General features: G+C 64.8%; 20 protein-coding genes. 10 read left to right on the plus strand and 10 right to left on the minus strand.

What is annotated here, in order from left to right; translation table 11 throughout:
* Positions 1 to 13: 13 nt before the first annotated feature.
* Positions 14 to 1420: an argininosuccinate lyase gene (argH, locus tag ACXAJV_RS13450; protein ID WP_475085938.1), complete on the minus strand. Its 1407-nt coding sequence runs from the start codon at positions 1418 to 1420 to the stop codon at positions 14 to 16.
* 33 nt (positions 1421 to 1453) lie between these two features.
* Between argH and ACXAJV_RS13455 the strand changes: the two genes are divergently transcribed.
* Entirely contained in the window at positions 1454 to 2035 is a 582-nt protein-coding gene (locus ACXAJV_RS13455; RefSeq protein WP_475085939.1) for a TlpA family protein disulfide reductase, read from the plus strand.
* 317 nt (positions 2036 to 2352) lie between these two features.
* On the opposite strand, the gene ACXAJV_RS13460 is transcribed toward ACXAJV_RS13455, so the two are convergent.
* Positions 2353 to 5163, minus strand: a complete 2811-nt coding sequence (locus tag ACXAJV_RS13460) for a TonB-dependent receptor (protein ID WP_475085940.1) — start codon at positions 5161 to 5163, stop codon at positions 2353 to 2355.
* Between the two features lie 243 nt (positions 5164 to 5406).
* Between ACXAJV_RS13460 and ACXAJV_RS13465 the strand changes: the two genes are divergently transcribed.
* From ACXAJV_RS13465 to ACXAJV_RS13480, 4 genes are all read left to right on the plus strand, one after another.
* A complete protein-coding gene (locus ACXAJV_RS13465; RefSeq protein ID WP_475085941.1) occupies positions 5407 to 6444 on the plus strand; it encodes a phytase in 1038 nt (345 codons plus the stop codon).
* A 10-nt stretch (positions 6445 to 6454) separates the two neighbouring features.
* Complete coding sequence (locus ACXAJV_RS13470; RefSeq protein WP_475085942.1) at positions 6455 to 6799, plus strand: hypothetical protein; 345 nt, start codon at positions 6455 to 6457, stop codon at positions 6797 to 6799.
* Positions 6800 to 6831: 32 nt separating this feature from the next.
* Complete coding sequence (locus ACXAJV_RS13475) at positions 6832 to 7926, plus strand: helix-turn-helix domain-containing protein (RefSeq protein ID WP_475085943.1); 1095 nt, start codon at positions 6832 to 6834, stop codon at positions 7924 to 7926.
* An 88-nt stretch (positions 7927 to 8014) separates the two neighbouring features.
* Positions 8015 to 9427 (plus strand): amidohydrolase family protein, encoded by a 1413-nt coding sequence (locus ACXAJV_RS13480; RefSeq protein WP_475085944.1) that lies wholly within the window; start codon positions 8015 to 8017, stop codon positions 9425 to 9427.
* A 79-nt stretch (positions 9428 to 9506) separates the two neighbouring features.
* On the opposite strand, the gene ACXAJV_RS13485 is transcribed toward ACXAJV_RS13480, so the two are convergent.
* The 6 genes from ACXAJV_RS13485 to ACXAJV_RS13510 all read right to left on the minus strand — a co-directional run bounded on the left by ACXAJV_RS13485 (position 9507) and on the right by ACXAJV_RS13510 (position 14252).
* Entirely contained in the window at positions 9507 to 10433 is a 927-nt protein-coding gene (locus ACXAJV_RS13485; RefSeq protein ID WP_475085945.1) for an electron transfer flavoprotein subunit alpha/FixB family protein, read from the minus strand.
* Positions 10434 to 10435: 2 nt separating this feature from the next.
* Positions 10436 to 11185 carry an electron transfer flavoprotein subunit beta/FixA family protein gene (locus tag ACXAJV_RS13490; RefSeq protein WP_291889204.1) on the minus strand — a complete coding sequence of 250 codons (750 nt, stop codon included), beginning with the start codon at positions 11183 to 11185 and terminating at the stop codon, positions 10436 to 10438.
* A gap of 328 nt (positions 11186 to 11513) precedes the next feature.
* On the minus strand, positions 11514 to 12098 hold the full coding sequence (locus ACXAJV_RS13495; protein ID WP_475085946.1) for a YceI family protein: 585 nt from the start codon (positions 12096 to 12098) through the stop codon (positions 11514 to 11516).
* Between the two features lie 110 nt (positions 12099 to 12208).
* Positions 12209 to 12784 carry a cob(I)yrinic acid a,c-diamide adenosyltransferase gene (locus ACXAJV_RS13500; protein ID WP_475085947.1) on the minus strand — a complete coding sequence of 192 codons (576 nt, stop codon included), beginning with the start codon at positions 12782 to 12784 and terminating at the stop codon, positions 12209 to 12211.
* Between the two features lie 203 nt (positions 12785 to 12987).
* Positions 12988 to 13203, minus strand: a complete 216-nt coding sequence (locus tag ACXAJV_RS13505; protein WP_475085948.1) for a twin transmembrane helix small protein — start codon at positions 13201 to 13203, stop codon at positions 12988 to 12990.
* Entirely contained in the window at positions 13203 to 14252 is a 1050-nt protein-coding gene (locus tag ACXAJV_RS13510) for a Rieske 2Fe-2S domain-containing protein (RefSeq protein WP_475085949.1), read from the minus strand. Before ACXAJV_RS13510 ends, ACXAJV_RS13505 begins: the two co-directional genes overlap by 1 nt.
* A gap of 137 nt (positions 14253 to 14389) precedes the next feature.
* Here ACXAJV_RS13510 and ACXAJV_RS13515 point away from each other — a divergent pair, with 137 nt between their 5' ends.
* Entirely contained in the window at positions 14390 to 14944 is a 555-nt protein-coding gene (locus ACXAJV_RS13515; protein ID WP_475085950.1) for a hypothetical protein, read from the plus strand.
* Here the strand turns inward: ACXAJV_RS13515 and ACXAJV_RS13520 are convergent.
* Positions 14941 to 15873 (minus strand): hypothetical protein, encoded by a 933-nt coding sequence (locus ACXAJV_RS13520; RefSeq protein WP_475085951.1) that lies wholly within the window; start codon positions 15871 to 15873, stop codon positions 14941 to 14943. The two genes, ACXAJV_RS13515 and ACXAJV_RS13520, sit on opposite strands and share 4 nt — an antisense overlap.
* A 99-nt stretch (positions 15874 to 15972) precedes the next feature.
* On the minus strand, positions 15973 to 16824 hold the full coding sequence (gluQRS, locus tag ACXAJV_RS13525; protein WP_475085952.1) for a tRNA glutamyl-Q(34) synthetase GluQRS: 852 nt from the start codon (positions 16822 to 16824) through the stop codon (positions 15973 to 15975).
* 248 nt (positions 16825 to 17072) lie between these two features.
* On the opposite strand from gluQRS, the gene ACXAJV_RS13530 reads away from it, so the two are divergent.
* The 4 genes from ACXAJV_RS13530 to ACXAJV_RS13545 all read left to right on the plus strand — a co-directional run bounded on the left by ACXAJV_RS13530 (position 17073) and on the right by ACXAJV_RS13545 (position 19526).
* Positions 17073 to 17738, plus strand: coding sequence for an alpha/beta hydrolase (locus ACXAJV_RS13530; RefSeq protein ID WP_475085953.1), 666 nt, complete (start codon positions 17073 to 17075; stop codon positions 17736 to 17738).
* Positions 17739 to 17956: 218 nt separating this feature from the next.
* On the plus strand, positions 17957 to 18523 hold the full coding sequence (locus ACXAJV_RS13535) for an HNH endonuclease (protein WP_475085954.1): 567 nt from the start codon (positions 17957 to 17959) through the stop codon (positions 18521 to 18523).
* 22 nt (positions 18524 to 18545) lie between these two features.
* Positions 18546 to 19058: a DUF1697 domain-containing protein gene (locus ACXAJV_RS13540; RefSeq protein WP_475085955.1), complete on the plus strand. Its 513-nt coding sequence runs from the start codon at positions 18546 to 18548 to the stop codon at positions 19056 to 19058.
* A gap of 87 nt (positions 19059 to 19145) precedes the next feature.
* Positions 19146 to 19526, plus strand: a complete 381-nt coding sequence (locus ACXAJV_RS13545) for an RcnB family protein (RefSeq protein ID WP_475085956.1) — start codon at positions 19146 to 19148, stop codon at positions 19524 to 19526.
* Positions 19527 to 19748 lie beyond the last annotated feature (222 nt).

Consider the following 19748-nt stretch of genomic DNA (forward strand, 5'->3'; position numbering starts at 1 on the left):
CGGCGTTGCACGGCTAGCCCAGCCGGGCTTTCCACGCGGCGACCTGTTCGCGCACACGCACCGGCGAGGTTCCGCCGAAACTGGTGCGGCTTTCCATCGATGCCCGGGCACTCAACACGGAAAATACCCGTTCGTCGATACCCGGTTCGACGCTCTGCATCTCTTCCAGGGACAGCTGTGCCAGCGGGATGTCGCGCTTCTCGGCCATCTTCACGATCGAGCCGGAGATGTGGTGGGCGTCGCGGAAGGGCTTGCCCAGCTCGCGCACGACCCAGTCGGCGAGATCCGTGGCGTCGGAATAGGCTTCGCCGGCAGCGGCTTCCATCGCGGCACCATGGAAGGTGAGGTCGGCGGCCATGCCGGCCATGGAGAGCAGGGCCAGTTCCAGATCGTCAATCGCCTGGAAGACCGGCGCCTTGTCCTCCTGCAGGTCTTTGGAATAGGCCAGCGGCAGGCCCTTCACCACGGTCAGCAGGCCGGTCAGCGAACCGATGATCCGGCCCGGCTTGGCGCGCACCAGTTCGGCAGCGTCGGGATTGCGCTTTTGCGGCATGATCGAGGATCCGGTCGACCAGGCATCCGACAGCGAGGCAAAGCCGAAACGGCGCGTGCACCACAGCACGATCTCCTCGGCAAAGCGCGACAGGTTCACCGCACAGATCGCCGCGGCCGAGAGCACTTCCAGCGCAAAATCGCGGGCGGCGACACCATCGAGCGAGTTGGCCATCGGCCGGTCGAAGCCGAGCGCTTTCGCCGTCATCTCACGGTCGATCGGAAAGGCCGTGCCGGCCAGCGCTGCACAGCCCAGCGGGCTTTCATTGAGGCGTTTGCGGGCATCGGCAAAACGGCCGCGATCGCGCTGGGCCACCTCGACATAGGACAGGAGGTGGTGCGCCAGCGAGACCGGCTGGGCGGTCTGCAGATGGGTGAAGCCGGGCATCACCTGGTCGACATGCTTTTCGGCCTGGGCAACCAGCGCCTTCTGGTATTCGGCGAGTTGTGCATCGATCCGGTCGCAGGCATCGCGCAGCCAGAGACGGAAGTCGGTGGCGACCTGGTCATTGCGCGAGCGGGCGGTGTGCAGGCGGCCGGCCGGTTCGCCGATAATCGCCTTCAGCCGCGCCTCGACATTCATGTGCACATCTTCCAGCGCGGCCGACCAGGTAAAGTCCCCGGCGCGGATCTCTTCACGGATTTGTTCCAGGCCCTGGCGGATTGCCGCAGCATCCTCGCTTGAAATCACACCGGTTTCGCTCAACATCTGGGCATGGGCGAGGGATCCGTCGATATCCTGCTCGGCCATGCGCCGGTCGACATCGACGGAGGCATTGATGGCTTCCATCACCGCTGACGGCCCGGCCTCGAAACGTCCGCCCCACATGGCGCTGGACTGGGAAGATTGCGGGGATTTCTCGGCCATCGGGGATTCCTGCGGATTTGGGAGCGAAGCGATATGAAGACCCCACTTGGAATAGCCATTTTTGGCATGGCCGCAATCCTCGTGGTGGGATTCCTTGTCGTGGTGTTCAGCGCGATGGACCAGAGCGATGCGGGCGGGCTGGAAGGCTATGCCCGTGGCGAGATGCGCCGTTTCACCCAGATCGATGACGCGCCGCCCCAGCCGGATGCCGTCTATGTCGACGAAAACGGCGATGAGGTCCGCCTGTCGGATTATCGCGGCCAGGTGATCCTGGTGAATTTCTGGGCCACCTGGTGCGGACCCTGCGTGGAGGAGATGCCGGCGCTGGACCGGCTGCAGGCCGATCTTGGCGGCGAGGATTTCCAGGTCGTTACCGTCAGCCTCGACCGTTCGATGGATGATGTGCTCGCCTTCTTCGAGCGTATCGAGCTGGAAAACCTGCCGATCATCCATGACAGCAATCTGGCCAGCTTCTCCCAGATCCGCACGCCGGGCCTGCCGACCTCGGTCCTCTATGACCGCCAGGGCCGCGAGCTGGGCCGCGTCACCGCCCCGGCCGAATGGGACAGCGAGGACGCCAAGGCCCTGATCCGCGCCGCGATCAATCGCGCCTGACGGCGGCGACCGGCATTCAGACAAGAAAAAAGGGCCGTCCACAACGCGGACGGCCCTGTAAGTTTGAAACCTTGCCCGGAGGGATAAGCGGGAAGGTCACCCGGTCGGGGAGGAGCGGGTCGGCGCCTGTCTACGCCGATAACGCGACGGAACGGTGACGCCTGGAAGACAGTTTCGCGTCGGCTGTGCCAAGAATTAACTATAAGAAATAAAAAGAAAAACCCCGGGCCAAAGGCCCGGGGCTTCCTGTCTGTGATAGGGCGCTCCGGCTTGTGAGCGATCGCATTTGCGAACCGCAAAACCGGTGCCCGTTTTCGCTAGTAGGTGAAGCGCACGCCGAAGACGGCCGACCAGCCATATTCCTCGAACTGTTCCACCCGGCTGACACCGTCCGGACGGGTCACGGCGCGGAAGGGCTCGTCGGTGACATTCTTCAGATCGCCGAAGATCTGGAGATGGTCGTTGAAGCGGAACTTCGCCGACAGGTCGAGCTGGGTATGGTCCAGCACGATCCGGTCCTCGTCGGCATCGCCGCGGATCTCGTCGAGGAATTCGGAGCGGTGCGAGACGACGGCGCGCAGGTCCCAGGGGCCCCGGTCGTAGCCGAGCACGGCGTTCCAGACTTCGTCCGACTGGCGCGGCAGCGGCACGACGCGGCCGTCCGGCAGGGTTGCCTCACTGTCGGCGAGGGTGGCGTTGAAGCCGGCGATGAAGCCTTCGACCGGCAGGAAGTCGAGCGCTTGCTGGTAGTTGAACTCCCAGCCCGACACTTCCGCTTCCGGCAGGTTGATATAGCTGTCGGCTTCGTCGAACAGGCGGCCATTGATCAGCTCGTTCTCGTACTGGATCGGGCCGATGACGTTTTCCAGATCCTTGTAGAAGTAGCCGAGGTAAACGACGGAGTCGTTGTTCGGATACCATTCCAGGGAGACCTCGAAATTGTCGGCTTCCAGGCGCTGCAGGTCCGGATTGCCGACTTCGCCCTCGATCTCGTCGTCGTCATTCTGTTCGACCAGGAGACGCGGCGCGAACTGGCCCGGGTTCGGGCGCTGGATCGAGGCATAGTAGGAGGCGCGCGCAATCCAGTTCTCGGCCACTTCATAGCGGGCGAGGATGGAGGGCAGCACGTCGGTATAGTCGTCCGAGACGTATTGCGGCGTGATGATCACCGTGTCTTCGTCCAGGGTTACACCGCCGACGGTGGCGTCTTCCTCGGCGAGGAAAGCTTCATAGCCATAGGCCGACACGTCGGTCTGCTCGATGCGGAAGCCGCCGACCACGCTCAGCGGGCCGTTCTCGATGGAGCCCATCACATAGGCGGCCATGATGTCTTCCTCGACACCGTAGGTCGCGCCATAGCTGTCGATGTCGCTGGCGATCGGGTCCAGTTCCAGGCCGCCGAAATTGGCGTTGAAATAGTCACGCACCGCGACCGGATCCGGCACCGGGCCGAGGCGGTCCTGCGAGTAGTCGACCGAGCGCACGACCTGGTCGAGCGTCAGATTGTCGTCGCTCTCATAGACGTCGAAATCCAGCACATACTTCTTGTCGCGCAGGCGGGCCCGCACCCCGTACTGGATGTAGGTGGCCATGCCGGCATAGTTGAAGTCGTGGCGGATGTTCAGGGCGGCGGCGTATTCGCGGTCCTGGGACAGGCCGTTGGTGACCTCGAAGCCCTCATTCCCGTAGATCGAGGGATCGAAGACCGTGTCGGTCGTCTGGCCGCCGCCATACACCAGTTGCGGCATGAGCGGGTTGGAGACGTTGACGCCGAAGACCTCGTCATCCTCGAATTCGTAGGAGAAATCCGTGTCCAGACGGTTCGGCTCTTCCTCTTCGGAATGCACGTAGGAGAGCGACCAGTCGACCGTCGTATTGCCGCGCAGCCATTCGCCGCCGAAATCGGTGGCGAAGATCATCTGGGATTCCAGACGGTCCTTGATGTCACGGTCGATTTCCATCTCTTCGGCCACGAAAGCCGCCAGATCGCCGGACGAGGCCGCGTCATTATACTCGGCGTCTTCCAGCTTCACCTCGACGCGGTTGCGGTGCTCCGCATCGGAGAAATCGGACCAGGTGTTGCGCAGGTAGAAGCTCAGCTCGTTCGACCAGCGATAGTCGAAGTTCAGGGCTGCCGTCGTGCGTTCGCGCGTGATCTGGTAGTTGCGCATCTCGACTTCGTTCGGGAAAGGCACGCTTTCGTCCGTTTCCCAGCCGCCGTCGACCTCATAGCTCTCCGAGCCGAAGACGCGTTCCTGGTGCGACAGCGAACCGGCCACGCCGAGACGTCCGTCGAGGAAGTTGTTGGCGAAGTTCACCGAGCCGCGCCAGCCGAAATCCTGTTCGATATCGGAGTAGAGCGAGGCCACACGGCCGCGGATATAGAGATGATCGACATCGAGACCCGAAGTGGTTTCGATCTCGACATTGCCGCCGACACTGTCGCCGTCCATGTCCGGCGTCAGGGACTTGTTGATCACGACGCTGGAGAGCACGTCGGCGTCGATCACGTCGAGGCCGATCTGGCGGTCTTCGGCTTCCGGCGAGGTCAGGCGCACGCCATTGATCGAGGTGGAGACCAGGTTCGGATCCAGGCCGCGGATCGAGACGAAACGGCCTTCGCCCTGGTCGTTCAGCACGTTCACGCCGACGGCGCGGCGGGCGGCTTCGGCGACGTTCTCGTCCGGGAACTGGCCGATCGCGTCGGCGGAGAGGACAACGATATTGCCGTCATTGGCGCGCTGGCGCGACAGGGCGGAGTTGAGCGCGCCGCGCTGGCCGACCACCAGGATGTTGTCGACATAATCGACGTCTTCGCCGATCGTGATGACCGGGGTCGCCGTGTCGGTGACGCTGGCGAGCGTGACCGAGGTCTCGGCCGGCTCGGCGCCCACATAGCTGATGCGCAGCGTGTAGGTGCCGGCCGCGAGGCCGACGATGCGGAATGCACCGTCCGAACCGGCGGCAACGGTCTGGCCGGTTTCAACGATGCGGATGGTGGCGCCTTCCAGACCCACGGTCTGGGAACCGTCCATCACGCGGCCGGCAATGGTACCGGCCTGGGCGGCGGTCGCTGCAGCAAGTGCCAGCACCGAGGCGGTGCCGAGCATGGCGAATGTCCTGGTCATGATGTCCCCCTTCAAGGAAATGACTGGCGAGTCGGGCCTGGCAGTCCGATTTCGGCGCCTTATTGGGGGAAAAGCGGCGACAGGCTGATGACGCCAAGGCTGCACTTCCGTGTCGTTTGGATTGAAGTTTTGTGACGGTGCGAAATTGCATCACCCCGTCAAGGAAGTGTCACGATTGGCCGCGTGCCATTCCGGCCGGACCCGTGCTATGGCGCAGCGGACCGGACTTCTGGAGGGACAGTCATGAAGCGGATTCTCGGCCTTGCGGCATTCTCGATGGTACTGGGCGGCTGTGGCGGCGGATTGCCGGCTGTCGAGATCGAGGCCGTGCTGGAAACGGCGAGCGTCGCCGGCACGGGCGATGCGGCCGACGATCCGGCCGTATGGGTCTCGGACACGCCCGCTGACAGCCTGATCTTCGGGACCGACAAGGATAATGGCGTCTACGTCTACACCCTGACCGGCGCCGAACATGCCTACCTGCCCGAAGGCCGTCTCAACAATGTCGATGTCCGCTACGATTTCGCGCTTGGCGACCGTATCGTCGACATCGCCGGTGCGTCCGACCGTTCCAACATCGGCATCGCCTTCTTCTTCATCGATCCGGACACGCGCGATGTGAGCTATGCCGGCGCCGTGCCGCTGGACAATATCGTCGAGCCCTACGGTTTCTGCTTCTACCGCAGCCGCCAGGATGGCGAGCTTTATGCCTTCGTCTCCGACAAGGATCCGGGCACTTTCGTGCAGGTCCGCGTGGGCTGGAATGGCGAGAGCGTCACCGCCGAGGAAGTCCGCCGCGTCACGCTGGGCACGATTGCCGAAGGCTGTGTCGCGGACGAGCGCACCGGCACGGTCTACATGAACGAAGAGAATGCCGGCGTCTGGATGATGGGGGCCGAGCCTACCGATCCGGCCGAACCGGTGCAGATCGCGGCCGTAGACGGCCAGCAGCTCAGCGCCGATGCCGAGGGTGCCGCTCTCCTGCCGCGCGGCGAGACCGGCGGCTGGCTGGTCGTCTCCTCCCAGAGCGACAATGCCTATGTGGCCTATGACCTGGAAACACACGACTTCGTCACGCGCTTCCGGATTGTCGATGGCGCTGTCGACGGGGTGACCCATACGGACGGTCTGGACATCTCGACCGCCAATCTGGGCGAGACTTTCCCCGGCGGGATCTTCGTCGTCCAGGACGATGAGAACGAGACCGGCGGCCAGAACTTCAAATTCGTCGATCTGCGCTCGCTGACTGTTGTGCTGGAAGGCGGGAGCGCGGCGGAGTAGTCCGGGCCGCATGGCTCTGCTTCTTCCGCTCATTCTTCTTGTCGCCATTATTGCCCTGGTCTGGCTGCACCGCAGCCGGGACCGGGGACTGGCGCAGCAGCTCGGCGTGATCGAACGGGATCTCGCCGCCCGCCTGGTCCTGCTGGAACGCGGCGAGAAGCCGGTCGCCGGCGGGCTTGGTATCGATGCGGGTGAGGCCGGCGATGCGCTGACCAAGGCACCCCAGCACATCTTCGACAGCGTGCATGCCGCCTATGATGCCTGCGAGCGCGAGGCCGCCGATGCGCCGCAACAGCTGCGCCGCGCCGTGTCCGCCCTAGCCGAATACCGCGACTTTCGCGGCTGGAAGGGCTAGGCAGGCCGTTCCCAGTCCTTAATCTGCCTGTCATGACGCTCCAGCCGGTCAATCTCGTCCACATCGCCCTGATCGCCATTGCCGGTCTGGGTGTGCTGCTGACCGTCTCGCAGCCGCGCCTGCGGGCAGTCTCGGCACTGATGGCGATGTCCTGCACCTGGATGATCTTCAACGTGCTGGAGGAGACGGCCGGCTTCCGCGAGGTCTGGCTGGTCACACCGGCCTTCCGCCTGGCCTATCCGCCGCTCGTCTATCTCGCTGTCCGCGGTATCATGATCGCCGGCCCGGCGCTGACCTGGCGCGACTGGCCGCATGCCGTGCCCTTCCTCATCGCGCTGGCGCTGACGACGCAGATCGCCTGGGTCGAGCATGCCGCCCGTATCAGCCTGATTGTCTACTCCGCCGCCGCGATCTGGCTCATTCACCGTTTCCGCCGCGCGACCCGCGAGACCCGGTCCGACGCGCAGGCGATCCAGCTCAACGGGCTTTATGCCCTGATCGGCTTCTATGTCGTCGATGGCGTCTTTGATGTGCTGCGGATGGATGCGCACTGGGTCCATCCCTACTGGCCCTGGCTGGAGACCCAGGCCGCCTATCTCTTCCAGATCAGTGTCTCGCTGGCCTTCGTGGTGGTGCTGATCCTGATCGCGGTCCGCCACAGCCGGCTGTTCGAGGGGCTCGAGCCCGGTGCGCTGGACGCCCGGAATGAGCCGGCCACACCCGCACCCGCCGACGTGGCAGCCGAGGCCGAGGACTTCCGGCGCATCGATGTGGTTGTGCGCGGCGAGGCGCTCTATTCCGAACCGCGTCTCACCCGGCCGGAAGTCGCGGTGGCTGCAGGGCTGGGCGAGCGCGCCGTGTCCCGCGCAATCAAGACGGCGACGGGGCGCAATTTCAACGACTACATCAACAGCCTGCGGATCGAGGATGTCTGCGCGATGATGCAGGCGGACGCCCGCGCCGGTGAGGCCCAGCGCGTGATCGACCTGGCCTTCACCGTCGGCTTTTCCTCGAAATCCGTGTTCAACGCCGTTTTCAAGCGCGAGACCGGCGAGACGCCTTCGGCCTATGCGGCGCGCCTGCGCGAGGGTGAGGGCGGACCGGTTTCCGGCATTCGCAGCGCCTGACGAATTCCGCACGTCCGGAATCCGGATTCCGGACGATGCCGGTCTGCGGACATGCTGATCTCTCCCGAAATCCAGACGGGAGACATCCATGCTTCGCATCCTCGCCGGCGGCCTTGCCGCCATCCTCGCCACGATCGCCGTTTCGGCTGTCATCATCGCCCGGCTCCCCGGTGCCATGGTGCCGGAACACAACGCTTCGCGGACCTGGCTGATCGAGCACGCCACATTGTTTGACCCTGAAACCGGCACGCGGCAGGCCGGCCAGTCGGTCCTGGTGCAGGACGGGCGGATCGCCCGCATCGGACCGGATGGCATGTCCGGCATCGATCCGGATATGCCGCGTATCGATGCCCGGGGGCGCACGCTGATGCCCGGACTGATCGATGTGCATGTCCATGTCTTCGACGAGGTGGACCTGGCGGCCGGGCTGGCGCACGGCGTCACGACCGTTCGGAATATGGGCGGCATGCCTTTCCATCTCTCCCTGGCGGCTCGCATCGATGCGGGCCGTCTCTATGGCCCGCGCCTCATCACGACGGGGGCAATCATCAATGAGCGCGGCGGCCGCAATGCCAACCTGCTGCACGAGGTGGTGAGCGGCGGCGACGAGGCGCGCGCGGCCGTCCGGCGCCAATACGCAGCCGGTTTCCGTCACCTCAAACTCTATTCCAACCTGTCGCGCGAGAGTTTTGCCGCGATCCGCGAAGAGGCGGCAGCGCTGGGGATGACGATAAGCGGTCACCCGGTCGAGGGTACCGAAGACGACCCGCTGCCCTTCACCGATACGCTTCCGGCGGATTTCGCCACGATCGAGCACAGCGAGTCGATTGTCTGGCATGGCCTGTCCGACGATACCGATCCCGAGGGCGCGCAGGCCCTGGCACAGGCGGTCGCCGCGGCCGGTGCCACGGTCGATCCGACGCTTGTCGTGCACGAGAACCTGGCGCGGATCGTCGAGACGCGTGGCGGGCATGTGCTGCGTCCGGAGATGGAAGGCTATAACCCGGTGGTCGCCGGTTTCGAGCGGGACACGTTCGATTTCTGGTCGCGCTATGTCCATGAAGACCGCACGCAGATGCAGGCCTTCTATGAGGCCTTCACCGGCATGATGCACGAGGCCGGTGTGCGCCTGACGGTTGGCTCGGACTCCGGCATCATGGCCTCGCCGCATGGCGTGTCGACGGTGCGCGAGATCGAGCTTCTGGTCCGCGCCGGACTGACGCCGCTCGAGGCGATCCGGTCGGCGACGGTGAACCCGGCCGAAGTGCTGGGACTGGAGGGCAAGATCGGCTGTGTGGCTGTGGGCTGCTTTGCCGATCTGGTGCTCATCGACGGTGATCCGCTGACCAGCCCGTCCATCCTCTACGCACCGCGCGGCGTGATGCGCGACGGCCGCTGGCTCGACCGGGACGCGCTCGATGCGCTGGAAGAGGCGGGGCGGCGCCCTTCGGAGCTTCGCACCTGGTGGCGGCTGGGCCGGCATCTGCTGGCGATCCGCTAATCTTGCTTTGACGAGAGCACCAAAAGAAAACGCCCGGCTGGATGGCCGGGCGTTTCCTGTTTCGCGGCTGACCGTGCGCCTAGAGCGCTTCGTCCAGTTCCGGCAGAGCCTGGAACAGGTCTGCGACGAGGCCGTAATCGGCGACCTGGAAGATCGGCGCTTCCTCGTCCTTGTTGATCGCGACGATGACTTTGGAGTCCTTCATCCCGGCCAGGTGCTGGATGGCACCGGAAATGCCGACCGCGATGTAGAGTTCCGGCGCGACGACCTTGCCGGTCTGGCCGACCTGGTAATCATTCGGCACGAAGCCGGCATCGACCGCGGCGCGCGAGGCACCGACGGCGGCGCCCAGCTTGTCGGCGATCTTGTCCAGCAGGTGGAAATTATCGCCGGACTGCATGCCGCGGCCGCCGGAGATGACGATCTTGGCCTGGGTCAGTTCCGGACGATCCGATTCCGACAGCTCTTCGGAGACGAATTCCGACTTGAACGGGCCGGAGGAGGCACCGAGATCCTCAACCGGGGCCGAGCCGCCGTCACCGGCTTTCTCGAACGTGGTCGGGCGGACCGTGATGACCTTCTTCGCGTCCTTGGACTTCACCGTCATCATCGCGTTGCCGGCATAGACCGGGCGCACGAAGGTGTCGGCGCTTTCCACCGCGGTGATGTCGGAGATCTGCATCACGTCCAGGCGGGCGGCAACGCGGGGCATGAAGTTCTTGCCCATCGTGGTCGCAGCCGACAGCACGGCGTCATAATCGTCCATCAGCGGGGTGACGAGCGCGTCCATGGCTTCCGCCGTCGGCGTGGCGAAGACGTCGGCTTCGGCGTGCAGCACCTTGGCGACACCGTCCAGCTTGGACGCAGCTTCGGCCACGGCGCCGGCATCCTTGCCGGCCACGAGGACGTGGATATCGCCGCCGATCTTCTTGGCGGCGGTGATCACGGCGCGGGTGGCGTCGTTGAGCGCGCTGTTGTCGTGCTCGGCAATAACGAGAACCGTCATGATCAGATCACTCCCGCTTCATTCTTCAGCTTGTCGACCAGCTCGGCGACGCTCTCCACCTTGATGCCGGCTTCGCGCTTCGGCGGTTCTGAGACCTTCACCACGTCCAGACGCTTGGCGATATCGACGCCGAAATCGTCCGGAGCCTTGGTGTCGATCGGCTTGCGCTTGGCCTTCATGATGTTCGGCAGCGAAGCGTAGCGCGGCTCGTTCAGGCGCAGATCGGTGGTGATCACGGCCGGCAGTTCCAGCGCGATCGTCTGCAGGCCGCCATCGACCTCGCGGGTCACGGTGGCCTTGCCGTCGGCGATCTCGACCTTAGAGGCGAACGTGCCCTGCGGCCAGTCCAGCAGCGCGGCCAGCATCTGGCCGGTCTGGTTGGCGTCGTCGTCGATCGCCTGCTTGCCCAGCAGCACGACTTCCGGCTTCTCTTCGTCGGTCACGGCCTTCAGCAGCTTGGCGACGGCGAGCGGTTCGACGGTCTCGTCGGTCTGGATCAGGATGCCGCGGTCGGCGCCCATGGCGAGGGCGGTCCGCAGGGTTTCCTGGGCCTGCGCCGGTCCGATGGACACGACGACGATTTCTTCAGCGACGCCCTTTTCCTTCAGACGGATCGCTTCCTCGACGGCGATCTCGCAGAAGGGGTTCATGGACATCTTCACATTCGCGAGGTCGACGCCCGTTTGATCGGGCTTCACGCGGACCTTCACGTTGTAATCGACGACCCGTTTGACGGGGACGAGAATCTTCATGCTGGGGCTCCGGTTGGCCGCGCGCGGTATATTCTGCGCACCTACAAAGAACAGGCGGCGAAACTGCCTTCGCGCGTGCGGTAAGTCAATGCAGCCCGCTGGCTTACGCGCGCGTCAATTCGCACCGGGCATGTGGATTCGGGTATGCCGGTAGGGCTGGGCAGGGCTGCATTTTGAACGTCGCGTCAGCGCTGAAATGCTGCGGTGCGGCGTGGTCTGGGTGGGGGATTCGAATTTCAGGTACGTTTTGCGCTCAGCGCGCAGAGCATAAAAAGAGGGCGCTTCCGGCCGGAAGCGCCCTCGATCGTCCAGTGTCGCTGCGATGCGGTTATTCCGCCGCGGCGACCAGTTCGGTGGAGATGAAGAGTTCGATCTCGTCGGAGACGTAGGGCACGGCAAAGCCCATATCCCACTCCGAACGCATAAGGCTGCCGGTGGCGGTGAAGCCGGCCTTGGTGCTGCCGTCCTGGGTCTCACCGACCTTGTTCAGGGTGACGGAGAGCGTGACCGGATGAGTATGACCGTTCATGGTGAGATCACCGGTCATCGTGCCGGTCTCGCCGTCCTCGGTCTCGAAAGAGGTCGCAGCGAAGCGGGCGGTCGGATTGGCTTCGGTTTCAAAGAAATCGTCCGAATTCAGGTGGCCGATGAAACGGTCCTGGTTGGCGCCGGCCCAGATGCCGTCGACCAGGTTGAAGGTGATGTCGACCGTCGAGGCGGACGGGTTTTCCAGGTCGAGGTCCAGCGTGCCGTCATAATCGGTGAACTGGAGCGACATCGTCGAATAGCCCTGGTGCTCCCAGGACGCCTGGATGATCGTGTGGGATTTGTCGAACTCGAAAGAAACCGGTTCGGCCTGGGCGGCGGCGCCGATCAGGGCAATAGCGGCAGTGGCAGTCAGAAAGCGGGTCATGCGGGTCTCCGTATGAGCTGAATTGTCGCACCCGGAGATAGGCGATCTGCGGCTCATGTCGACCGGGCAGATATCACTTTCGTGTTTCCTGCGCGGAAACAATCGCGCGGCTAGCGGTCTTTTCCTGGCACCCAAAGCACATCGCCGCCGGTCTCCAGATTGGCGATCCGCGCCATTACGAACAGGAGGTCGGACAGGCGGTTGGCGTATTTCAGGGCTTGCGGATTGATCCGGGCGCCCGATGCGATCAGGGCGGAGATCCTGCGTTCCGCCCGGCGGCACACCGTGCGGGAAAAATGCAGGCGCGCGGCGGCTTCGCTGCCGGCCGGCAGGATGAAGGAGTTCAGCGGCTCCAGGCGCGCATTCAGCCGGTCGATCGCCGCCTCGAGACGTTCCACCTGAGCGGCCGTCATCCGCAGGGGTTCGAAATCCGGCGGCGTGTCGCTCTCGGGCACGCACAGATCGGCGCCCAGATCGAACAGGTCGTTCTGGACACGCGCCAGATCCTCATCCAGCTCATGGCCTGGGCCCAGCGCCGCGCGGGCGAGGCCGAGAGAGGAATTGGTTTCGTCGATATCGCCATAGGCATCGACCCGCGGGTCATGCTTCACCGTCTCGGACATGTCGCCCAGCCGGGTGGAGCCGGCATCGCCGGTGCGGGTGTAGATTCTCGTCAGTCGGACCATGGGAGGTGTGTAGCGTTTCGGAAGGCGGCGAGCAAAGGCGTTGTTCTTCCCCACGCGAGTGGGAAATGGGCCAATGCGGAGCATTGGGTCGAAGGGGCTCCGGAGCCGAAGGCGGAGGAGGGCGGGCGCGACCTGACCGCCGCTGGCGCGGCAGCCCCTCCACCGCTTCGCGGTCCCCCTCCCCAGCAGGCTGGGGAGGAAACCTAACCCCCGAAATTCTGCCGGACGAGGAAGATCGCGATGATGATCAGGATGGCGGAGAATTGCAGCACGATGCGCAGGCGCATCAGCTTGTTCGAGCGCGAGCGCGCCTCCTCGTCACCGCGATAGAGATTGATGATGCCGAAGGCCAGCACGGCTACGACGGCGATCATGGCGAGGTAGAGCAGTCCGGTGAGAATATCGTCGATCGGCGGCATCAGCTTCTCCAGCGCAGGGTGGCGGGCTTGACGGGATTCCTGAAATCCTCGCCCGTATCGCGGTGCTTGTCCCAGGCCCGCTTGAGGGCGAAATACCATTTCGCCTGCACGTCGGCATCGTGGATCAGCATCAGCTTGGGATCATAGGCCAAACCCACCTGCTGGGCATTCACCGCATCGCGGTCCTGCCCGACAAAGATTGAGATGCCCGTCTTCAGCAGGAAGTTCGGGATGGCGTGGATCAGCGGGTGGTTCCAGTAGACCACGATGGTGATGGCCGTGGAATTTTCATTGGTCGGCGTGACAGCCGTGAAACCGGTGAAATGCTTGCCGCCGGCCTGGACGTATTCAGTGCGCAGGCCCGGCAGCTGGAAGCGGATCTCGGTCTGCGGCTCGCCCAGAAGGCGGTAGAGATAGGAATTCTTCGACGGGGTGTGCGGCAGCATGGTGAAACCGCGCTCGACCGGGCCGAACTTCTTTTCCTTCTCGTGAACGGACTTGGCCGAGCGCCACCACCATTGCCGGTGGATATAGGGAATGTGGGCCGGGTCCATCAGGCCGATCACGGCGTGGTCGACATGGCAGTTGAACACGTCGCGCACGATGAGGCGCGGCTTTTCGCCCTCGGGAATATCCAGCTTCGGTGGCTCGACCGCGGGCGGCTTGTCCGCATCTTCCTCGCGGGCGTAATAGATCCAGATCAGGCCCTGGTCTTCATGCACGGGAAAGGCGCGGGTGCGGATCTTGGTGAGGTCCATCGCCCTGGCCTGATCGGCGGTCAGCGAGGGGATGGCGGCGCAGGACCCGTCCGTGCGGAAACGCCAGCCATGATAGGGGCATTCCACATGGGTCTCGCCATCATGCTGCTGGGCTTCGCCGCCAGACAGAAGGATGCCCCGGTGCGGACAGATATCCTTCAGCGCATAGGCTTTGCCATTATGGTCGCGGCCAAACAGGATGGGCTGTCCCAGCAACTCGCGATGGAGGTGCTGGCCCGGTTTGAGCTCGCTCGACAGGCAGCCGAAATACCAGAGATCACGCACGAACATGGATCGCCTGATAGCGTGTCCGGTGCCGCCTGCCTAGCATGGAGACCGCATTAAACCTGCGGCATATGCGCTTGCTGGGCGCCGCCTGCGGGCCCTAGTCTGATGTCTGCGCTGGGGCGCGCTAACGGGGTGCGGCGATGTGGACACGCGCTTTGCGGCGTTTCGGCCTGGCCGGAACAGCTGCCCTGACCGTCATGGCCTGCTCGCAGCAGGACGCGGCCGGCACACCGGCAAGTGCGCTGCCCGCCGGTGTGCTTACGGCCTTTCACGACCATCTCGACCGGATCAGCAGCGGCGCGCTTGTCTGCCGTGACGGCGATATCGCGGCCGCTGCGACGGTGTCCGGCGACATCAATTCCGATCGCCGGCCCGATTTTGTCGTCGATACAAGCCGCCTCAACTGCCAGGCCCGCCGCGACGGGCCGGCCGTGGCCTATTTCTGCGGCACGGGCAGTTGCGCCTTCCCGCTGATCGTGTCGCAGGGCGAGACCTGGCAGACCATCGCCCTGATGTCCGGCAATCAGGCGCGCATCGTGCAGCATTATCAGGAGACCCGGGTCGAGATCCGGGAGAATGCGCGCGGTGTGCCGGGCGGCGGCATCACCGTGCGCGAATATGCCTGGCGCGAGGGCCGGCTGGTGCGCACTGGCGAGTGGATTGAAAGCGTCGAGGCGCGGCGCCTGACCGATTAGTTGGCCGTCTCCGCCCCGTTGAGCTGGTCGATATAGCCCGCGCCCAACGACTGTTCGACGACCAGGATTTCCGGCTTGTCAAAACGCAGCGCGATCCGGCCCTCTTCGTAGAAGCGGAACGTGTCGCCGGTATAGACCGGCATGCCATAGGCCGCATCCATCGCCGCCTGCAGGCGATCGGATTCGCCGCGGCCGGTCAGTATCCAGGCCAGCACAAGCTGGTCATCGCCGAACACGAACTCGATCTTGCGTTCGAAACCGGCGACGGGATAGCCGAAACAATTGATCTGGGTCTGGGTCGCCGGCTCGGTCGGCAAGCTGGGCGGGTCGATCTCGCGCACCTGGACGACGGGGCAGGTCGCCTCGATCTCCGACATCAGGGTCTCGAGGCTGGCGCCCGGACGCACTTCCGGCGGTATGGACACATCGATAGGCGGGTAGTCCAGCGGCTCGCCGTCCAGCAAGGGGTTGTGCCAGGCAAACAGATTGGTGTGCAGCCCGTCGGCCGAGAGGATGTGCGCAGTGCCTGCGGCATCGTCGAGCATCAGCCCGGCCGCCGGATAGGCTGTCCAGTCCTGGAAGGTGACGCTGTCGCCGGCGTGTGCGGTCAGCGGCGCCGTGTCGCCGCGGGCCTCGATCTGGACCAAGGCGCCATCGGCGAGGGTGAAGACCGCCGCGTCCAGCCGCGCGCCGCTGTCGAAGGTGAAGCCGGTGCAGACGAGATGGGTTTCTTCCTCGCGCGCCAGCGGGAAGCCGGCGGTTGGCGGGGAGACGGCTTGCAGGCTGTCGCAGCGCGGTCCGAGCGCCTGTTCGACGCTCACCCGATCGGCCCCGAGTAGCAGCGTTTCGTCGAAAGCCTGCGACGGCGCCGGACCGGTTTGCGTCGTGGCGGCCAGGGCCGCGGCGAGCGAGAGTGAAAGCAGTGGCATGATGTCCCCCTTCCGGATTGCGTGCGTCCTGTGAGGGTGATGCGTGGCAGCCGCCGTCCGGATGCGCGGCGGCGGATTAAATCCTGCTCATGTGAGCGCTCAGGCGAAGCGCGCCCGGATATCCGCCGGTGTCTCGCCGGCCGCCCGCATGGCGCGCAGGGTGGCGGCCTTGTTGCGCTTGGCGAAGCGTTCGCCCTGCGCATCGGTCAGAAGCCGGTGATGGCGATAGACCGGGACGGGCAGGTCCAGCAGCGTCTGCAGCAGCACGTGCAGCGGGGTGAGATCATAAAGGTCGACCCCGCGGATCACATGGGTGATGCCCTGCAGGGCATCATCGTGCACGACGGCGATGTGATAGCTCGTGCCGACATCCTTGCGCGCCAGCACGACATCGCCCAGCGGATCGGGATCGGCAGCGATCTCGCCCCGGTCATCCTCGAGAAAATGCCCCTCCTCGACAAAGCGCATGGCCGCAAAACGCTCGCCCAGCACGTCGCGGCAGCGCGCCAGCGACAGCCGCCAGGCATAGGCCTCGCCGGCTTCGACACGCGCCGCTTCCTCATCCGCGCTCATCGGTTCGGCCGGTCCGCGATAGACATCGCCGACGCCATGTGGCGCGCGGGCGATATCCTCCAGGATTTCCCGCCGCGTCTTGAAGCAACGATAGACAACGCCCTGTTCCTGCAGCCGTTGCAGCACACCGTTGAAATCGCCGAAATGCGCCGACTGCCGCCGCACCGGCTCCTCCCACTCCAGCCCTAGCCAGGCCAGATCCTCCAGGATGGCCGCATCGAATTCCGGCTTGCAGCGCACCGTGTCGATATCCTCCATCCGCAGAATAAACCGCCCGCCGGCCTCGCGTGCCGCCGAAAACGCCGTCCAGGCCGAAAAAGCATGGCCGAGATGGAGATAACCGGTTGGCGAGGGGGCGAAACGTGTGGTGAAGGTCATGGGCCGGGTTCTGAACTAGGGCTCGCCCCGCTTGCGGGGGAGCTGTCGGCGTAGCCGACTGAGGGGGCGCCGCGCAAGCGGCGCGGAGCGTGCCAGCGCGCAGACTCACCCCCCCCTTCGACCTCACCCGGCCCTTGGCCGGGATCGGCCACTTCCCCCGCTTTGCAGGGGAAGCCTTGTGTCTCCCCCTTGCCCCCGGTGCCCGCATCCCGCTATTTCGGGAGACGCAGACCATACCGGAGCCTTTAATGTCACGACCCATCGACGGACCCCGCCTGGCCCCGCGCGACGGACAGGCGCCGAAGAAACTTGTGATCTTCCTGCATGGATACGGGTCGAACGGGCAGGACCTGATCGGGCTGGCCCAGCACTGGGCGAAGGATCTGCCGCATGTGCAATGGGTGTCGCCGAATGCGCCGGACCCGGTGCCGGGTGCGCCGGACGGGTATCAGTGGTTTCCGATCTCCAATCTCGACCCGCAGCGCATCGAAGCCGGCGCCAGTGCGGCCTGGCCGGTCGTCGATGCCTTCATCGACCAGGAATTGCACCGCTACCGGCTGAGCGAGCAGGATCTCGTCCTGTGCGGCTTCTCCCAGGGCACGATGCTGTCGCTGCATGCCGGCCTGCGGCGCAAGCGGCCGCTGGCGGGGATACTGGGCTTTTCCGGTGCCCTGCCGGGCGGCGCGCGGTTGAAGGAGGAGATGGCCTCGAAGCCGCCCCTCATGCTGATCCATGGCGATCAGGACCAGGTGCTGCCGCTGGGCTTCATGTTCGACGCGCTGGAACACATCGCCGCCGCCGGACACGGGGCGCAATGGCATATCTCGCAGGGTATTCCGCACTCGATCGGCCAGGACGGTCTGGAACTGGGCGCCCATTTCCTGGGCCGTGCCCTGTCGGGCCGCTACCTCTAGCCAGGCGGGTCCGGCCGGCCCGACATGCAAGATTCTCAAGACCGTCATAGGCGTGTCACGCGAATGGCTGTAACATTTCTTCCTAGCCCGGGGTGCGAGATGATTCGTTGAAACGAATCCGCATCTTGAGCGCGACGGGAGGTGAGCTTTCAGGACGCTTGTCCAAAAGACACACCCCCTCAGCGGCCGCTCCGGCGGCGTTGTCGAGGGAGGTCGCCATGCAGGTGCTTGATCGGGCGCCGCAGGGATGGCCCTGTCTGGTCCTGAATGCGGACTATCAGCCTCTGAGCTACTGGCCCCTGTCGACCTGGCCCTGGCAGGAAGCCATCAAGAATGTCTTCCTCGAACGCGTTGCCGTCGTCTCCCATTATGACGAGGTCGTGCACTCGCCCTCCTTCGAGATGCATGTGCCCTCGGTCGTGGCGCTGCGCGACTATATCGCCCAGGACCGTTCGCCCGCCTTCACGCGCTATAATGTGTGGCTGCGCGACGGCTTCCAGTGTGTCTATTGCGGTGCCAGCGGCGTCGAGCAGCTGACCTTCGATCATGTCATCCCGCGCCGCCAGGGCGGCAAGACCAGCTGGGAAAACATCGTCGCGGCCTGTGGTCCCTGCAATCTGAAAAAGGGCGGCCGCACGCCACGGGAGGCCGGCATGCCGCTGCGCCGCCCGCCGCAGCGTCCCAGCATGCACGAGCTGCAGTCGCAGGGCCGGAAATTCCCGCCGAAATTCCTGCACGAAAGCTGGCTCGACTATCTCTACTGGGATATCGAACTGGAACGCTGAACCGCGGTTTCCGGACGACGCCATGCCCACACACATCGCCCTTCTGCGCGCCGTCAATGTCGGCGGGACCGGCAAGCTGCCCATGGCCGAGCTGCGCGCGATGGCCGAAAACATCGGCTTCGACAATCCGCGCACCTACATCGCCAGCGGCAATCTTGTCTTCGAAAGCGCGGTGACGGCGGACGAAGCGCGCGAGACACTGGAAGCCGCGCTGGAGGCCTATGCCGGCAAGCCGGTGGGCGTTGTGATGCGTTCGCCCGACGCGATGCAGGCCGTGCTCGACGCCAATCCGTTTCCCCAAGCGGCGGGAAACCGCTGCATTGTCCACTTCCTCGATGCGGCCCCGCCGGCCGATCTGGAAGCGACACTGCGTCACCGGGCCGATGAGGAGATCGCCGCCGGTGAGCGGGAAATCTATATCCATTACGGCGCGGGCATGGCGCAGTCGAAACTCGTTGTCCCGGCAACGAAAACCGGCACCGGACGCAATCTCAACACGGTTGCGAAACTGATCGCGCTCGCCGCCCGCACCTGATCCGACCGCTCCGGCGCAGGGGGCAGCCGGGGAACCCGGCGCGTGTCCGGCCGTTTCTCCTCCTGTCCCCAGTGAAGGAGGTTGGACATGACACATTTCCATCCGTCCGCGACTTGCAGGAATATTCTGCGCGGCACAGTGGCGGCTGCCGGCCTGGCCCTGCTCGCCGGCGCACCCGTACAGGCCGACCCGCCGCACTGCCCGCCCGGCCTTGAACGCCAGGACCGCTGCGGTGGCAACCATGATCGCCGTGACGAAGCTCGCGCCTATGAACAGGGCTATCGCGACGGCCAGCGCGATGCCTGGCATGTCGGCGACCGGTTCGAGCGCGAAGAGTATGTTGTGGTGCGCGAATACGGCCGCTACCAGCTCTCGCCCCCGCCGCACGGCCACTATTATGTGCAGGTCGATGGCGAGGTGCTTCTGATCGATGCGGCGACCCGGATTGTCGCCGAACTGATCGACTGACCCGGCCCGGTTTCCAAGGTGTTTTCCCGGGGTGCGAAAATTCTTCAGCGCCCCGGGAACCAAAGCGGCAAGCGGCCGTTTCACCGGTAACAAAGGAACAAATACGAGAGCGCCGCCATGAGGCAGAAAATCCGGCTGTATTTCTACGCCATTGCCTTCGTCAGCGGCTCGCTCGTTCTGATCTTCGGCGGCGGCCCAGCCACGCCGTAACACAGATCGGGA

It is taken from the genome of Maricaulis sp. ABE4_448 (assembly GCF_056160825.1).

Excerpts from the sequence above, each read along its gene's own strand:
- argH (WP_475085938.1), bottom strand. The coding sequence starts at position 1,420 with ATGGCCGAGAAATCCCCGCAATCTTCCCAGTCCAGCGCCATGTGGGGC.
- ACXAJV_RS13455 (WP_475085939.1), top strand. The coding sequence starts at position 1,454 with ATGAAGACCCCACTTGGAATAGCCATTTTTGGCATGGCCGCAATCCTC.
- ACXAJV_RS13460 (WP_475085940.1), bottom strand. The coding sequence starts at position 5,163 with ATGACCAGGACATTCGCCATGCTCGGCACCGCCTCGGTGCTGGCACTT.
- ACXAJV_RS13465 (WP_475085941.1), top strand. The coding sequence starts at position 5,407 with ATGAAGCGGATTCTCGGCCTTGCGGCATTCTCGATGGTACTGGGCGGC.
- ACXAJV_RS13470 (WP_475085942.1), top strand. The coding sequence starts at position 6,455 with ATGGCTCTGCTTCTTCCGCTCATTCTTCTTGTCGCCATTATTGCCCTG.
- ACXAJV_RS13475 (WP_475085943.1), top strand. The coding sequence starts at position 6,832 with ATGACGCTCCAGCCGGTCAATCTCGTCCACATCGCCCTGATCGCCATT.
- ACXAJV_RS13480 (WP_475085944.1), top strand. The coding sequence starts at position 8,015 with ATGCTTCGCATCCTCGCCGGCGGCCTTGCCGCCATCCTCGCCACGATC.
- ACXAJV_RS13485 (WP_475085945.1), bottom strand. The coding sequence starts at position 10,433 with ATGACGGTTCTCGTTATTGCCGAGCACGACAACAGCGCGCTCAACGAC.
- ACXAJV_RS13490 (WP_291889204.1), bottom strand. The coding sequence starts at position 11,185 with ATGAAGATTCTCGTCCCCGTCAAACGGGTCGTCGATTACAACGTGAAG.
- ACXAJV_RS13495 (WP_475085946.1), bottom strand. The coding sequence starts at position 12,098 with ATGACCCGCTTTCTGACTGCCACTGCCGCTATTGCCCTGATCGGCGCC.
- ACXAJV_RS13500 (WP_475085947.1), bottom strand. The coding sequence starts at position 12,784 with ATGGTCCGACTGACGAGAATCTACACCCGCACCGGCGATGCCGGCTCC.
- ACXAJV_RS13505 (WP_475085948.1), bottom strand. The coding sequence starts at position 13,203 with ATGCCGCCGATCGACGATATTCTCACCGGACTGCTCTACCTCGCCATG.
- ACXAJV_RS13510 (WP_475085949.1), bottom strand. The coding sequence starts at position 14,252 with ATGTTCGTGCGTGATCTCTGGTATTTCGGCTGCCTGTCGAGCGAGCTC.
- ACXAJV_RS13515 (WP_475085950.1), top strand. The coding sequence starts at position 14,390 with ATGTGGACACGCGCTTTGCGGCGTTTCGGCCTGGCCGGAACAGCTGCC.
- ACXAJV_RS13520 (WP_475085951.1), bottom strand. The coding sequence starts at position 15,873 with ATGCCACTGCTTTCACTCTCGCTCGCCGCGGCCCTGGCCGCCACGACG.
- gluQRS (WP_475085952.1), bottom strand. The coding sequence starts at position 16,824 with ATGACCTTCACCACACGTTTCGCCCCCTCGCCAACCGGTTATCTCCAT.
- ACXAJV_RS13530 (WP_475085953.1), top strand. The coding sequence starts at position 17,073 with ATGTCACGACCCATCGACGGACCCCGCCTGGCCCCGCGCGACGGACAG.
- ACXAJV_RS13535 (WP_475085954.1), top strand. The coding sequence starts at position 17,957 with ATGCAGGTGCTTGATCGGGCGCCGCAGGGATGGCCCTGTCTGGTCCTG.
- ACXAJV_RS13540 (WP_475085955.1), top strand. The coding sequence starts at position 18,546 with ATGCCCACACACATCGCCCTTCTGCGCGCCGTCAATGTCGGCGGGACC.
- ACXAJV_RS13545 (WP_475085956.1), top strand. The coding sequence starts at position 19,146 with ATGACACATTTCCATCCGTCCGCGACTTGCAGGAATATTCTGCGCGGC.